This is a genomic window from Pseudomonas entomophila L48, assembly GCF_000026105.1.
Lineage (GTDB): Bacteria > Pseudomonadota > Gammaproteobacteria > Pseudomonadales > Pseudomonadaceae > Aquipseudomonas > Aquipseudomonas entomophila.
In genome coordinates this window covers 117,501-132,094 of sequence record NC_008027.1, presented here as the reverse complement: position 1 = coordinate 132,094, position 14,594 = coordinate 117,501, and the positions used below count along the sequence as shown (strand labels likewise).

General features: G+C 61.3%; 9 protein-coding genes and 3 rRNA genes. 7 read left to right on the top strand and 5 right to left on the bottom strand.

The window, feature by feature from the left end; genetic code table 11:
• Nucleotides 1–47: 47 nt before the first annotated feature.
• Nucleotides 48–389, top strand: a complete 342-nt coding sequence (locus PSEEN_RS00625) for a hypothetical protein (protein ID WP_011531577.1) — start codon at nucleotides 48–50, stop codon at nucleotides 387–389.
• Nucleotides 390–489: 100 nt separating this feature from the next.
• Here PSEEN_RS00625 and lapD read toward each other — a convergent pair whose 3' ends face one another.
• Together lapD and lapG are read right to left on the bottom strand one after the other, a co-directional pair.
• On the bottom strand, nucleotides 490–2,436 hold the full coding sequence (gene lapD, locus PSEEN_RS00620; protein WP_011531576.1) for a cyclic di-GMP receptor LapD: 1,947 nt from the start codon (nucleotides 2,434–2,436) through the stop codon (nucleotides 490–492).
• Nucleotides 2,437–2,446: 10 nt separating this feature from the next.
• On the bottom strand, nucleotides 2,447–3,148 hold the full coding sequence (gene lapG / locus PSEEN_RS00615) for a cysteine protease LapG (protein ID WP_231845288.1): 702 nt from the start codon (nucleotides 3,146–3,148) through the stop codon (nucleotides 2,447–2,449).
• A 268-nt stretch (nucleotides 3,149–3,416) separates the two neighbouring features.
• On the opposite strand from lapG, the gene PSEEN_RS00610 reads away from it, so the two are divergent.
• The 6 genes from PSEEN_RS00610 to PSEEN_RS00585 all read left to right on the top strand — a co-directional run bounded on the left by PSEEN_RS00610 (nucleotide 3,417) and on the right by PSEEN_RS00585 (nucleotide 10,981).
• Nucleotides 3,417–4,115, top strand: a complete 699-nt coding sequence (locus PSEEN_RS00610) for a GntR family transcriptional regulator (RefSeq protein ID WP_011531574.1) — start codon at nucleotides 3,417–3,419, stop codon at nucleotides 4,113–4,115.
• Nucleotides 4,116–4,183: 68 nt separating this feature from the next.
• Nucleotides 4,184–4,759 (top strand): hypothetical protein, encoded by a 576-nt coding sequence (locus PSEEN_RS00605; RefSeq protein WP_158020223.1) that lies wholly within the window; start codon nucleotides 4,184–4,186, stop codon nucleotides 4,757–4,759.
• Between the two features lie 578 nt (nucleotides 4,760–5,337).
• Nucleotides 5,338–6,114 (top strand): DUF3050 domain-containing protein, encoded by a 777-nt coding sequence (locus PSEEN_RS00600; protein ID WP_011531572.1) that lies wholly within the window; start codon nucleotides 5,338–5,340, stop codon nucleotides 6,112–6,114.
• Nucleotides 6,111–7,040 carry a diiron oxygenase gene (locus PSEEN_RS00595; protein ID WP_011531571.1) on the top strand — a complete coding sequence of 310 codons (930 nt, stop codon included), beginning with the start codon at nucleotides 6,111–6,113 and terminating at the stop codon, nucleotides 7,038–7,040. Before PSEEN_RS00600 ends, PSEEN_RS00595 begins: the two co-directional genes overlap by 4 nt.
• Nucleotides 7,041–7,050: 10 nt before the next feature.
• Nucleotides 7,051–10,482 (top strand): amino acid adenylation domain-containing protein, encoded by a 3,432-nt coding sequence (locus tag PSEEN_RS00590; RefSeq protein WP_011531570.1) that lies wholly within the window; start codon nucleotides 7,051–7,053, stop codon nucleotides 10,480–10,482.
• A gap of 31 nt (nucleotides 10,483–10,513) precedes the next feature.
• Nucleotides 10,514–10,981 (top strand): SRPBCC family protein, encoded by a 468-nt coding sequence (locus PSEEN_RS00585; protein WP_011531569.1) that lies wholly within the window; start codon nucleotides 10,514–10,516, stop codon nucleotides 10,979–10,981.
• A 235-nt stretch (nucleotides 10,982–11,216) separates the two neighbouring features.
• Here PSEEN_RS00585 and rrf (PSEEN_RS00580) read toward each other — a convergent pair.
• The 3 genes from rrf (PSEEN_RS00580) to PSEEN_RS00570 all read right to left on the bottom strand — a co-directional run bounded on the left by rrf (PSEEN_RS00580) (nucleotide 11,217) and on the right by PSEEN_RS00570 (nucleotide 14,585).
• Nucleotides 11,217–11,332 (bottom strand): 5S ribosomal RNA (rrf, locus tag PSEEN_RS00580).
• A 109-nt stretch (nucleotides 11,333–11,441) separates the two neighbouring features.
• A 5S ribosomal RNA gene (gene rrf / locus PSEEN_RS00575) occupies nucleotides 11,442–11,557 on the bottom strand.
• 135 nt (nucleotides 11,558–11,692) lie between these two features.
• Nucleotides 11,693–14,585, bottom strand: a 23S ribosomal RNA gene (locus PSEEN_RS00570).
• Nucleotides 14,586–14,594: the final 9 nt, after the last annotated feature.

Genomic DNA, 14,594 nt, shown 5'->3' with positions numbered 1-14,594 from the left:
ATGCTGCTGACTACCAAAAAGGATTCATCGTGACGAGGGACGCCGCCATGTTCTACGTGCAACGCGACGCCGAGGGCCAGTTGCTGCGGGTGGAAGCCGCCGCGTTTGACGGTTTTACCGACATGGTCCCGGCAGACAATGCCGAGATCCAGGAATGGTTCGCCGACGACGTTGTCGAGAACAGCCTCAAGCAGCTCAAGCAGAGCGACCTGGACATGATCCGGGTGCTCGAGGACCTGATCGAGGTGCTGACGGCCAAGGGCGTGTTCAGCATCACCGACCTGCCACTCGGCGCCCAGGCCAAGCTGCTCAACCGCTCCACCGCGCGCAAGGCGCTGGGCGGTTTGAACAACCTGATCGAGGAAGAAGAGGAAGGCGGGTTGATCTGAGCGGCCCTGTTCGCTGTAGGAGCGGCTTCAGCCGCGATGCAGGCCGGCACCCGCTTCGCGGGTGATCGCGGCTGAAGCCGCTCCTACAGAGCGAACAGGCTCAACGCCAAGGCGCGGGCTCACCCACCAACTGCCCCTGGATCCCCTGCACCCCCATCTCGCGCAGCACCTTCAATTCCCCTTCCGTCTCCACCCGTTCTGCAATCAACGGCAGGTCGATGCTGTGCGCCGCCCGCTGGATGGCTTCGATGAACAGCCGCTTGTGCCGCTCGTGGTCGATATTGCGGATGTAGCCACCATCGATCTTCAGGTAGGCCAGTCCCAGGTGCGCCAGGTTGCCGATCATGCTGAAGCGGCCACCGAAACGCTGCAGCGCCAGGCTGAAGCCCAGCCCGCGCAGGCGACGGGTCAGTTGCTCGAGCATCGACTGTTCAGGCAACTGCTCCTCGCCGATCTCGAAGGTGAGGCGCGGCCCGATGGCGCGGTACTGGCCGAGCAGCTCGAAGACCCGCTGCAACGCCTTGGGGTCGGCCAGGGTCGCGGCCGACAGGTTCAGCGCCAGCGACTCGCCATGCCCCTGCAGGTGCTTGAGCACCTTCTCCAGCACCAGCAGGTCCAGCCGCGCCATCCAACCGAAACGCTCGAGCCAGGGCAGGAAGCGGCCCGCCGCCAAGGCTTCGCCCTGCTCGTCGTGCAAACGCGAGATGACCTTGTAATGCAGCACCCGGTCAGTCGCCCGGCAATCCACCACCGGCTGGAAGAACAGCTCGAACTGCCCTTTGGCCAGTGCCTGGTCCAGGCGGGTGTGCCAGGCATGGTGGCTATCGGCGGCATCGGCAGCAGCCCCCTGCTCCAGGCATACCCAGCCCGGCTGCGGCTGGCTCTCAGCGCGGGCCAGCGCCTCGTCGGCGAGTTTGAGCAGGTCCTGGGGAGCATCGCCCGGGTTGTAGGGTGCCAGGCCAATACAGGCCACCGGGTCGACATCGCTGGCCCCGGTTTCGTGCAGGCTCTGCAAGGTCGCGGCCAGGGCCTGGGCCAGCTGGATCGCCTCGTCGTGGACCATGCCCGGCGCCAGCACGGCAAATTCGCCACCGCGGCTACGGGTGATAAGGTCGTTGGTTTCCGGGTAGTTGGCGCAGGTGCGGCGCAGTTGCTCGCCCACCGCCTGCAGCAGCTGGTCGGTACGCTGGCCGCCCAGGCGTGCATTCAGGCCAGCCAGGTCCTGGACCCGCAGCAGCAGCAGGTAACCGGCGCGCGCCTCCTCCAGGTTGCTGACCCGGGCATTGAGCTGCATCTCGAAGTAGCGGCGGTTGGCCAGGCCAGTGAGGCTGTCCTGGTACGACTCGGTGCGCAGTTTCTCGCTGCGCTCGGCCTGTTCGGTGAACAGCGCCTTGAGCTTCTCGACCATCTGGTTCATCGCCTGCACCACCCGCCGCAGTTCCGGCGTGCGCGGCAGCTCGGGCAGGCTGAGGAACTCGCGCCGGGCGATGGCGTGGGATTGCGCCACCATGTAGTCCAGCGGCCGCAACTGCCGGCGCAGCAGCAGCGCGCCGAGCACCGCGCTCACCGCGCCGCACAGCAGCAGCCAGCCAAGGCTGCCCAAAGCGCTCTGCCACAGCTTGGCCAGGGCGAACATCGGGTGGCTGATCACCTCGACCCGCGCCGCCTGCTGCCAGCCACGGCTGACGATCGCGTCGCCCCCGGCCGGTTCCAGGCCGATCAGGTGGATGAACCAGCCCGGCACGCTACCGCTGTCCGGCTCGGCATGGCGCTCGACCAGCACGGCGTTGGAGCCCAGGTCGATGACCTTGATGCTGGTGTAGTAGCCACTATCGAAGATCGAGCTGACCATCAGCTCGACCATTGCCGGGTCATCGATGTTGGGCGTCAGCGACAGCGCCAACGCGGTGGCCGCGTCCTGGGCGTGGGAGCGCAGCTGGTTGACGTACTGGCTACGCGAGCTCTCCAGGCTGACCATGAAGCTGCCACTGAAGGCGACCACCAGGAACAGGCAAATGGCTAGCAGCAATTGTTTGAACAGTGACATCTGTGCTCCTTCAGTAAACCGGTTCGGCCGGGAACCCTTCGGCCTGCATTTTCTTCAGCAGGTCCTGCCAACGCGACAGGCGCTTGGTGTCGCCGACTTTCTTGTTGCCAGCGGCGCCGGTCAGCCACAGGCCCTCGCCATTGAAGGCGTACACCGGCAACAGGTCGCTACGCTGGCTGGCGGGCTTGATCGCGTCCATCAGGCTGTCGAGCACCAGGGGCTGGGCCTGTGGGCTTGAATAATAGGTCAGGACCATGTGTGCGCGGTTCTGGCGCAGGGCCTTGACGTAGGTGATGCGCAGCTTCTCGGCCGGGATGCCCATGCGCCGCAGGCTGAAGTACTTGGCGATGGCGTAGTCCTCGCAGTCCCCCGCTCCCTTGATCAGCGACTGCACCGGCGTGGCCCAATAGTCGACCTCATGCCACAGGTCGATATCCTCGACATAGCGCAGCTGCTGGTTGAAGAAGCGGTTGACCACCTGCAACTGCTCCAGCTCGCTGCCCTGCTTCTGCGTGGCGAGCAGTTGCTGCCAGGCATCGATGCGCTTCTGGCCCTCGCCCAGCGGCCCATAGAGCGCCTGGGCACGGCGGCTGATCTGGGAAAAGTCCCAATCCGCCTGCGTGACGCCCAGCAACAGGCCGCCGAGCAGCACGGCGAGGCCAAAGCGGCGCAGGGTCGTATTGAGAGTCCAAGGTATCGCCACTGCGGACACCTGTTCAGATCATTCGAAAGCAGCGATGGTGCGGGCTGGCGGTGCAAAAGACAATGGCACCTTGCGATCATGCTGCCAGCCGTCGGTAAACCCGACATGCCAAGGCCATGCAAAGGCGCCTGTGGCTTCCCTTGGCTGCCGACTTCCTTCACGATAGCCGCGTTCGATGAACGGGCACAGGCCCGCGTCCACTCGCCGTTTGACAAGCGGCCCCATCCCTCACTAGGGTTATTGGATCCAATCTTCATGTTGCCGAGGCTGAACCCGCGTGGCTGAGAAACCCAAACTCCTGAGCACCGTGCTGGGCAGCGAGCAAGTTCCGCCGCACCTCGCCCGCAGCGTCATCGAAGAGCGCCTGCGCAGTGCCATCCTCGACGGCCGGCTGCCTCCGGGCACCGCCCTGCGCCAACAGGAGCTGGCCAGCCTCTTCGGCGTCAGCCGCATGCCGGTACGCGAAGCCCTGCGCCAGCTTGAAGCGCAATCGCTGTTGCAGGTGGTCATGCATAAAGGCGCCGTGGTCGCGCCGCTGATCGGCGAGGACGCAGTCGACACCTATGCGTTGCGCGTTATTCTCGAAACCGAGGCCCTGCGCCAATCGATTCCCCTGCTCGATGCCAATGACATCGCCCAGGCCCGTGGTTATATCCAGCAGCTGGAAAACGAAACCCGTCACGCCGAAATCGGTCGCCTCAACCGTCTGTTCCACATGTCCCTCTACAGCAAGGCGCACAACCAGAAGCTGCTGCGCATGATCGAGATCGAGCTCAACGAAGAGGAACGCTTCCTGCGTTTCCACCTGTCGTCGATGGGGCTGGGCAAGCTGACCCAGGATGACCATATCGCGTTGGTGGATGCGGCCAGCGACAAACTGGTGGATGATGCCGTCAGGTTGCTCGAAGCCCACCTGAACAATGCCGCCCGCACCATCAGGAAGTACCTCGACCGACAGTCGACAGCCGATCAGTGACACCCCGCAGCCACGGTCGTGGCTGTGTCGGCAAGGAACGTCATCCGGCATAAGGAACGCCAGTGCACGTGCAGACGCTACAGGGAACAATCATCGAACCACCTGCCCGGATCCGCCTGATCTGCCTGGCCTACGATCGACAACAGCTCATGCAGTACCGCACCTGGGCCCAGACCCTGTGCGATCCCATCGAACTGATTGCCGCCGATGTCCCTCCCTCTGTCCGCCTGGATGGATTCGACCCCGCGCAACCTCCCTGCCCCCTCGCCCGTGCGTTGCTCGACAAACTCCAGCCCTACCTCGCCCAACCCCATGCCATCTTCGGCCAGGGGCTTGGCGCGCATGTGGCGGTGGCACTGACACAGTTGGCCCAGAACCATCATCCTGGGCAGACCCGCCATCTCTTTGTTTCCACTTATGACAGCCCTCCCCCCCGCCTGGGCATCACCACCAGCCTGGCCATCCAGGTACCGATGACCGTGCTGTACCTCCCAGGCTCGCTGCCAGCCATGCTCGGCTGGCACAGCCTTGCCCGCCAGGGCCTTGAGCTGATCGAACTGCCCGCGCAATCGGTCGACACCTCACTGCTCAACCAGCGCCTGGTGCGCATCATCAACACCCACCTCGGCCTGCTCAGTTTGTAGCCGCGCACGCTTACACCCCTCCGGAAACATCCATTTGCGTTGTCATGGCTGCCGCAAGCCATGGCAGTGCCAGCATTTTGGGCACACTCTAGACCCCGCGCCGACCGCTGATCACCCGACGGGCCTGGTCGGCCGCACTTTATCCACCAGAAGAAGGAGCGCGGTACCGGGGCAAGGACCGCAAGCGATCAGCCGCCCCTTAATAGTCAAACCTTCCCTGACTCCGTTTATCAGTGCTCCGAGTGAGGCATTCACTCAGTCGTATTCTTTTCTGATAGTTAATTATCGGAAGGAGCACTTATTGCCTGAATAAAACTTACCCGAAAGTTTTATATGGCCACTATCTGCCCGCGATAATTACAAACTTAAAATAATTAAAAAAACATTTGCCGACAACTTTGAAGTTGCTCTAACTTTTATACAGCCAGGCGCCAAAACCCGAGATACACCTTGAGCCATGGCCTCTGCAGGTTCATCAATATCGATTTTGCTTCGAGGGCCTCGTGCACCTCGAATATGGCAGAACGAACAACTCGCAGTGAAATAACAATCCCGAAACACCCACAACGGACATCATCATGAGCACATTGAAGAGCACACTTTCCAACAAGAAGATTGCACTTTCCCGGCACCCGCTGTTTTCCGAAATCGACTCGCTCGACACCCTGCGCCGGTTTATGGAGACCCACGTTTTCGCCGTCTGGGATTTCATGTCGCTGACCAAGCGCCTGCAACAGGAACTGACCTGCGTCAGCCTGCCCTGGCTGCCCCCGGCAGACCCGGCCGCTGCCCGCCTGATCAACGAGATCGTGCTGGGCGAGGAATCCGACGACCGCCTCGACCACGGTCACTACAGCCACTTCGAGCTGTACCTGGACGCCATGCGCGAGGTTGGCGCCTGCACCCAGGCGATCGAACGCTTCATCAGCCTCCAGCAACAGGGCGTCGATGCGCTGAGCGCCCTGCCTCGCGCCGGTGCCAGCGAAGCGGCCCAGCATTTCGTGCGCGACACCCTCGAAGTGGCCCTGGACGCCCCCGCGCACCGCGTCGCCGCAGCCTTCCTGCATGGCCGTGAAAGCGTCATCCCGATGATGTTCCAGCAGATCCTCGACGAATGGGGCATCGGCAGCGAGCAGGCCCCCACCTTCCGCTACTACCTGCAACGGCATATCGAAGTCGACTCCGAAGACCACGGTCCGGCCGCCGAGCAGTTGCTGGCACGCCTGGTCGATCACGACCCGGTGCGCCAGGAGGACGTCTACGCCGCGGCCATCGCCGCGGTGGACAGCCGCATGGCCCTGTGGGACCGCCTGCGCGCGTCGCTGCAAACCCCTGTCGCCGAGGTCACCCCATGAACGCCCATGAATACCGCTCCTTCGCCGACGCCTGGGAAGAGCGCGCCACCATCCGCACCCGGCCCCGGCGCCTGGTCGAGGACGACCAGCGGCTGATCTACCCGCTCAGCCGCCAGCCCCTGGTGCTTGGCGCCACCTTCCAGCGCGAGTGCCCGCAACTGCGCGACTTCGTATTGGTGCAGAGCCTCTACAAGTTCATCAACGATGTGGTGATCTTCGAGACCGAGATCGTCGATCGCACCGCACGGCGCATCGCCAAGGACCGCTTCGCCGTGCGCTTCCCGTTCGCCTGCCGCTACGACGCCATGACCGTGGTGGTGGACGAGGACTACCACGCCCTGGTGGCCATGGACTTCCTGCAGCAGACCGTCGCCCTGACCGGTGTCGAACCGATCGCCCTACCTCAGGAGATCGAGCTCAGCCGGGCCATCCCGGCGGCCCTGGCGCAGGTGCCCGAGGATCTGCGCGACGCCGTCGAGCTGATCTGCGTGGGCATTGCCGAGAACACCCTGACCGACGATGTGGCGGCCTTCGCCCGCGACGACTCGGTCAAACCCTCGGTAAAAGGTCTGATGGCCGACCACCTGCTCGACGAGGGCCGCCACTCGAGCTTCTGGGCACGCCTGACACGGATCTACTGGCAGGCGGCAAGCGAAGCCGACCGCCAGGCGATCGCCGACGTGCTGCCAGTGTTCCTGCGCCAGTACCTGACCAACGACATCCAACAGGCCTTCGACCACGCCCTCATCGCCACACTGCCGGTGACCGAAACGGTACGCCAGGCCTTGCGCGAAGAAGCTCTGGGGCTGGCCTACCCGATCAACCACCAACACCCGTTGCTGGGCAACATCCTGCGCTTCTTCCGTGCCAGTTCGATGCTCGAGTCGACCTGCGTACAGCACGCCCTGCGCGACTACCTGCCCTGAGGACACCTGCATGAGACGCCTCGACATACTCCTGGTGGGCAACAGCCCCGCCCTGGGGCAGCTTGCCCATCAGCTCGGCGAACATGGCCATGGCATCACCATCGCCGACAACGCCGAAACCTTGCGCCAGCAACTGGTTGTTCGCCCGCACCTGGTGGTGGAGGACGGCAGCCTGGCGCTGAACAGCAGCGACTGGCAATCATTGGACGCTACGCCCTTGCTCAGGCTGCGCCTGGGCGCCAGCTTCGCCGAAACCCTGCCACGCCTCGAGACCCTGTGCTGGTGCGGCAGTGCCAGCGCCCAACGGCTGATCGAACGCCTGCCCGTGCCGTCGCCTGCCTCCGGCAACGGCCAGCAGCTGCGTGAGGACGCCCTGCAAGCCCTGAACGACCTGCTCGCCCTGCAGGTCACCCGCTATGCCCGCAACCCGCAGTACCTGCAGGAGGCTCCCGCCGTCAGCCCCGGCGTGCAGGAGCGCGAACATGGCCTGGACTGGCTGGAGGCGCTGGCCTACCGGCACCCGTTCAACCGCACGCTGCGCGCCGACCTCCTGGAACAGGCCGAGACCGGCTTGATCGGGCAACTGGAGCACAGCCTGCGCCAACACGCCGAACGCACAGCGTTGAACCGCGACGGCCAGCGCTACAGCTATGGGCAGCTGCATGCCCGCACCGTCGCGATCCAGCGTGTGCTGCTGCCGCTGTTGCCAGAAGCGGGCGAGCACCCTCCGGTGGTCGCCGTGTGCATGGCCAAGTCACCCGAGCTCTATGCCAGCTTGCTGGCGATCCTGGGCTGTTCGGCCATTTACCTACCCCTGGACCCGGCGACCCCGGCCGAACGCCGTCAACGCATCCTGGCCGACGCCAAAGCCTGTGTAGTACTACATGACGGCCAGGAGCCCGTGGGTATCGCGCACCTGGATGTCCGTGCGCTGTCGATCGCCGAGGACGCCCAACTGCCCTCCCTGGCACAACGCCCGGCCTGCGCCGGCCAGGCCTGCGTGGCGATCTACACCTCCGGTACCACGGGCCTGCCCAAGGGTGTGTTGCTCAGCCAGGGCAACCTGGCGCACTTCATGGCCTGGTACCGCGAGCACGTGGCACTGGACCGGCACAGCCGGGTGTTGCAGTTCTCCACCATCGGCTTCGACGCTTCCCTGCTGGATATCCTGCCCACCTTCGCCTGCGGTGCCGAACTGGTGCTACCCAACGAAGACCAGCGCCGTGACCCGCAACAGCTGGTGCGACTTATCCACAGCCAGGCCGTCACCCACGCATTTCTGCCGCCGGCCCTGTTGAGCATCCTGTCGCGTGATACACACCTGGGCTTGAAGCATCTGGTCACTGGCGGCGATGTCTGCGAACCGGAAGTCATCGTCCGGCTGTCCGGGCAATGCCGGATGCACAACATCTATGGCCCGACCGAAACCACCGTGCTGGCAACTACCCGGGTGTTCGCCAGCGGCGAAAGCAACCGCAACCTCGGCCTGCCCATCGCCAACACCCAGGTTTTGATCCTCGACGAAGACCTGCGGCCGGTCACGCAGCAGGTTGCGGGTGAGCTTTACATCACCGGCCCTGGCGTCGGGCTCGGCTACCTGAACAACCCGGCCCTGACCGCCGAACGCTTCGTCGAGCTGTGCCTGCCCGATGGCCGTGCATTGCGTGCCTATCGCACGGGTGATATCGGCAAGTGGACCACCCAAGGCATCGAGTTGTCCGGCCGCCGTGACAACCAGGTAAAGATCCGCGGCTTTCGCGTTGAGCCGGAAGAGATCGAACACTGCCTGCGCGACAGCCAGCTGTTCGCCCAGGTGGCGGTGGTGATTGACGCCCAGCGCCGCGTGCTTGCGTTCGTCGCCCATGGCCACGGCGCAGATGCCGAACAGCAACTGCGCGCGCACGCCGAGCAGCACCTGCCCGACTACATGCGCCCGATGATCTACCAGGTGCTGGAGCAGATGCCCTACACCGCCAATGGCAAGGTGGATCGCCAGGCGCTGTCGCAGCGACCACTGGCCCTGCCCACCCGCCATTGCCTGCAACCGGGCACCGCCACCGAACATCGCTTGCGGGGCCTGTGGAGCGAACTGCTGGAACTGCCGGAAGCAGACATTTCCATCGATGACAGCTTCTTCAACCTCGGCGGCCATTCGATTCTGCTGTCGCGGTTGCTGCTGGCGGTGCGCGAAGGTTTCGGCCAGGGCGTGGCGATCAATCGCTTCATCGAACAACCGACCCTGCAGCGGTTGGGGGCGCTGCTCGATGGTGACGACACGGTGCAACAGCACTCGCTGGAGCGCCTGGAACAGGACGCCAACCGCGACCTCGACCTGCAGGTATTGCCAGTCGAGCGCCTGGGCGATGTGCACAAGGTGATCGTCACCGGGGCCAACAGCTTCCTCGGCGTGCACCTGGTCGAAGCCCTGCTGGATTGGGGGGCGACCGAGGTGGCCTGCCTGGTGCGCAGTGCCGAGGGTGTGGATGCCGCCGAGCGCTTTGCCCGGTCGCTGCGTGACAACCACATCACCCTCGACCTGTCGCGCATCAAGGTATTCGATGCCGACCTGCGCAAGCCGCGCCTGGGCCTGGCAGAGGCCGATTACGACTACCTGGACGAAGGCTATGGGGCCCTGCTGCACAACGCCGCGCAGGTCAACCATGTGCTCGATTACCAGGTACTGGCCGCCGACAACATCGAGCCGTTGTTCGAGTGCCTGCGCCTGTGCGAGGGGCGGCGCAAGAAGATCTTCAACTTCGTCTCCACCCTCTCCGCCTGCAGTGCCGTGGACAGCCATGGCCAGGTACTGGAGGACGGCCCGGCAAGCACCCCGCCGATCTACATCCGCAACGGCTACAACCTGAGCAAGTGGGTCGGCGAACGTATCCTCAGCCGCGCCCGCGCACAGGGGGTGTGGGTCAACCTGTTCCGCCCGGGGAACATCACCTTCGACAGCCGTACCGGCGCCTGCCAGCCCCAGCGCAATCGCCTGATGCTGATGCTCAAGGGCTCGTTGCAACTAGGGCAGGTACCAGGCCTGGAGATCGACTTCGACCTGATGCCGGTGGACTTCCTCTCGCGCTTCATCGCCTTCCACAGCAGCCGCCACCAGGCCGGGCAATGCGTGTTCAACCTGCACAACCCCGAGCCACTACGTTGGCGCGACTACCTGGCCTCGTTCCGTGAGCAGGGCCATGCCTTCGAGCTGGTGAGCGTCGAGCAGTGGCAACACCAGTTGCGCCGGGTCGACCGCGACAACGCGCTGTACGACGTCCTGGGCTTCTACCTGGACGGTTTCGAGGAAGACATCGGCGACATCTCCGGGATTGTCCATGCCAACGCCCGTGACGGGGTACGGCGCATGGGTGCCCATTACCCGAGCAAGAATCCCGAGCTGCTGCGCCGCGGCTGCCGGTACCTGGCCGACATCGGCTTCATCTGACCCCTTTTCCACACAACAGGAGCAACACAGCATGCAAGCACTCAAACCCGATACCCTGATCCGCAACCCTGAAGGTTGCAAGGTGGTCTCCCGTGTGGAAATCGCCGCACCCGCCGCCGCCGTATGGAACATCGTTGGCAACTTCGCGGGGTTCCCGGTGTTCATCCCGGCGCTCGCGCACATCGACATGACAGGCAGTGGTGTACGTTCGGTGCGCAAGAAGCTGTTCAAGGACGGCAACGTGGTCATCGAGCAACTCAACTCACGCGACGAGCAGGCCATGCACATGACCTGGAGCCTGATCTACACCAGCCTGAACATCGGTAACCTGTGGGCGGCGATGGAGGTGCAAGTGATCGATGCCAACCACAGCCGCGCGACCTGGACCATCCAGGCCGAGCCCTGGGAGGGTGGCCACGAGGCGCTGCCGGGGTTCCAGGCATTTCTCCAGGGGTTTGCCGATGAGGCGATGGGGAATGTGAAGAACCTGCTGAGCTGATCTACACGCAACAAAAAGCCGCTCCCCTTGGAGCGGTTTTTTTGTGCCTGCTGGAAATTTGTAGGAGCGGCTTTAGCCGCGATGCGGACAACGCGATGCCTGGCACCCGCCTCGCGGGTGATCGCGGCTGAAGCCGCTCCAACAGAGATCGTGCCCAATCAATGGGTTACGGTTTCCATGCAGCGGAAAAGACAAAGCCCCCGACCGCGTTGCGATCAGGGGCTTCGGAATTGAATCTTGACGATGACCTACTCTCACATGGGGAAACCCCACACTACCATCGGCGATGCATCGTTTCACTGCTGAGTTCGGGATGGGATCAGGTGGTTCCAATGCTCTATGGTCGTCAAGAAATTCTGTGTGCCGGTCCGTCCGAGGGACGTGCCAGCGAATCTCTGTACTCTCTACTTAAAGACAAAACCCCTACCTGCATGCGCAGATAGGGGTTTTGCGAAATGAATCTTGACGATGACCTACTCTCACATGGGGAAACCCCACACTACCATCGGCGATGCATCGTTTCACTGCTGAGTTCGGGATGGGATCAGGTGGTTCCAATGCTCTATGGTCGTCAAGAAATTCTGTTGCCAGAAGATCCAGATGGATACTCCAGCGAATTCGGATATGTGATCTTTGTGAAGCTGCGAACTTTCGGTTCTTTCGTCTTCACCACCACAATCTGCGTTCATGTGCAGATTGCTTGGGTGTTATATGGTCAAGCCTCACGGGCAATTAGTATTGGTTAGCTCAACGCCTCACAGCGCTTACACACCCAACCTATCAACGTCGTAGTCTTCGACGGCCCTTCAGGGAACTCAAGGTTCCAGTGAGATCTCATCTTGAGGCAAGTTTCCCGCTTAGATGCTTTCAGCGGTTATCTCTTCCGAACATAGCTACCCGGCAATGCCACTGGCGTGACAACCGGAACACCAGAGGTTCGTCCACTCCGGTCCTCTCGTACTAGGAGCAGCCCCTCTCAAATCTCAAACGTCCACGGCAGATAGGGACCGAACTGTCTCACGACGTTCTAAACCCAGCTCGCGTACCACTTTAAATGGCGAACAGCCATACCCTTGGGACCGGCTTCAGCCCCAGGATGTGATGAGCCGACATCGAGGTGCCAAACACCGCCGTCGATATGAACTCTTGGGCGGTATCAGCCTGTTATCCCCGGAGTACCTTTTATCCGTTGAGCGATGGCCCTTCCATACAGAACCACCGGATCACTAAGACCTACTTTCGTACCTGCTCGACGTGTTTGTCTCGCAGTCAAGCGCGCTTTTGCCTTTATACTCTACGACCGATTTCCGACCGGTCTGAGCGCACCTTCGTACTCCTCCGTTACTCTTTGGGAGGAGACCGCCCCAGTCAAACTACCCACCATACACTGTCCTCGATCCGGATAACGGACCTGAGTTAGAACCTCAAGGTTGCCAGGGTGGTATTTCAAGGATGGCTCCATGAGAACTGGCGTCCCCACTTCAAAGCCTCCCACCTATCCTACACAAGCAAGCTCAAAGTCCAGTGCAAAGCTATAGTAAAGGTTCACGGGGTCTTTCCGTCTAGCCGCGGATACACTGCATCTTCACAGCGATTTCAATTTCACTGAGTCTCGGGTGGAGACAGCGCCGCCATCGTTACGCCATTCGTGCAGGTCGGAACTTACCCGACAAGGAATTTCGCTACCTTAGGACCGTTATAGTTACGGCCGCCGTTTACCGGGGCTTCGATCAAGAGCTTCGCTTGCGCTAACCCCATCAATTAACCTTCCGGCACCGGGCAGGCGTCACACCCTATACGTCCACTTTCGTGTTTGCAGAGTGCTGTGTTTTTAATAAACAGTCGCAGCGGCCTGGTATCTTCGACCGGCGTGGGCTTACGCAGCAAGTGCTTCACCCTCACCGGCGCACCTTCTCCCGAAGTTACGGTGCCATTTTGCCTAGTTCCTTCACCCGAGTTCTCTCAAGCGCCTTGGTATTCTCTACCTAACCACCTGTGTCGGTTTGGGGTACGGTTCCCAGTTATCTGAAGCTTAGGAGCTTTTCTTGGAAGCATGGCATCAACCACTTCGCGCTCTAATGAGCACTCGTCATCAGCTCTCGGCCTTGAGATCCCGGATTTGCCTAAGATCTCAGCCTACCACCTTAAACTTGGACAACCAACGCCAAGCTGGCCTAGCCTTCTCCGTCCCTCCATCGCAATAACTGGAAGTACAGGAATATTAACCTGTTTTCCATCGACTACGCTTTTCAGCCTCGCCTTAGGGACCGACTAACCCTGCGTCGATTAACGTTGCGCAGGAAACCTTGGTCTTTCGGCGTGCGAGTTTTTCACTCGCATTGTCGTTACTCATGTCAGCATTCGCACTTCTGATACCTCCAGCAAGCTTCTCAACTCACCTTCACAGGCTTACAGAACGCTCCTCTACCGCATCACCAAAGGTGATACCCGTAGCTTCGGTGCATGGTTTGAGCCCCGTTACATCTTCCGCGCAGGCCGACTCGACTAGTGAGCTATTACGCTTTCTTTAAAGGGTGGCTGCTTCTAAGCCAACCTCCTAGCTGTCTAAGCCTTCCCACATCGTTTCCCACTTAACCATGACTTTGGGACCTTAGCTGACGGTCTGGGTTGTTTCCCTTTTCACGACGGACGTTAGCACCCGCCGTGTGTCTCCCATGCTCGGCACTTGTAGGTATTCGGAGTTTGCATCGGTTTGGTAAGTCGGGATGACCCCCTAGCCGAAACAGTGCTCTACCCCCTACAGTGATACATGAGGCGCTACCTAAATAGCTTTCGAGGAGAACCAGCTATCTCCGAGCTTGATTAGCCTTTCACTCCGATCCACAGGTCATCCGCTAACTTTTCAACGGTAGTCGGTTCGGTCCTCCAGTCAGTGTTACCTAACCTTCAACCTGCCCATGGATAGATCGCCCGGTTTCGGGTCTATACCCAGCGACTAAAGCGCCCTATTAAGACTCGCTTTCGCTACGCCTCCCCTATTCGGTTAAGCTCGCCACTGAATATAAGTCGCTGACCCATTATACAAAAGGTACGCAGTCACCTAACAAAGTAGGCTCCCACTGCTTGTACGCATACGGTTTCAGGTTCTATTTCACTCCCCTCTCCGGGGTTCTTTTCGCCTTTCCCTCACGGTACTGGTTCACTATCGGTCAGTCAGTAGTATTTAGCCTTGGAGGATGGTCCCCCCATGTTCAGACAAAGTTTCTCGTGCTCCGTCCTACTCGATTTCACTGGCAAGAGATTTTCGTGTACGGGGCTATCACCCACTATGGCCGCACTTTCCAGAGCGTTCCACTAATCTCAAACCAGCTTAAGGGCTGGTCCCCGTTCGCTCGCCACTACTAAGGGAATCTCGGTTGATTTCTTTTCCTCAGGGTACTTAGATGTTTCAGTTCCCCTGGTTCGCCTCTTGCACCTATGTATTCAGTACAAGATACTCAGCTTATGCTGAGTGGGTTCCCCCATTCAGAGATCTCTGGATCACAGTCTGTTTGCCGACTCCCCAAAGCTTATCGCAGGCTACCACGTCTTTCATCGCCTCTGACTGCCAAGGCATCCACCGTATGCGCTTCTTCACTTGACCATATAACCC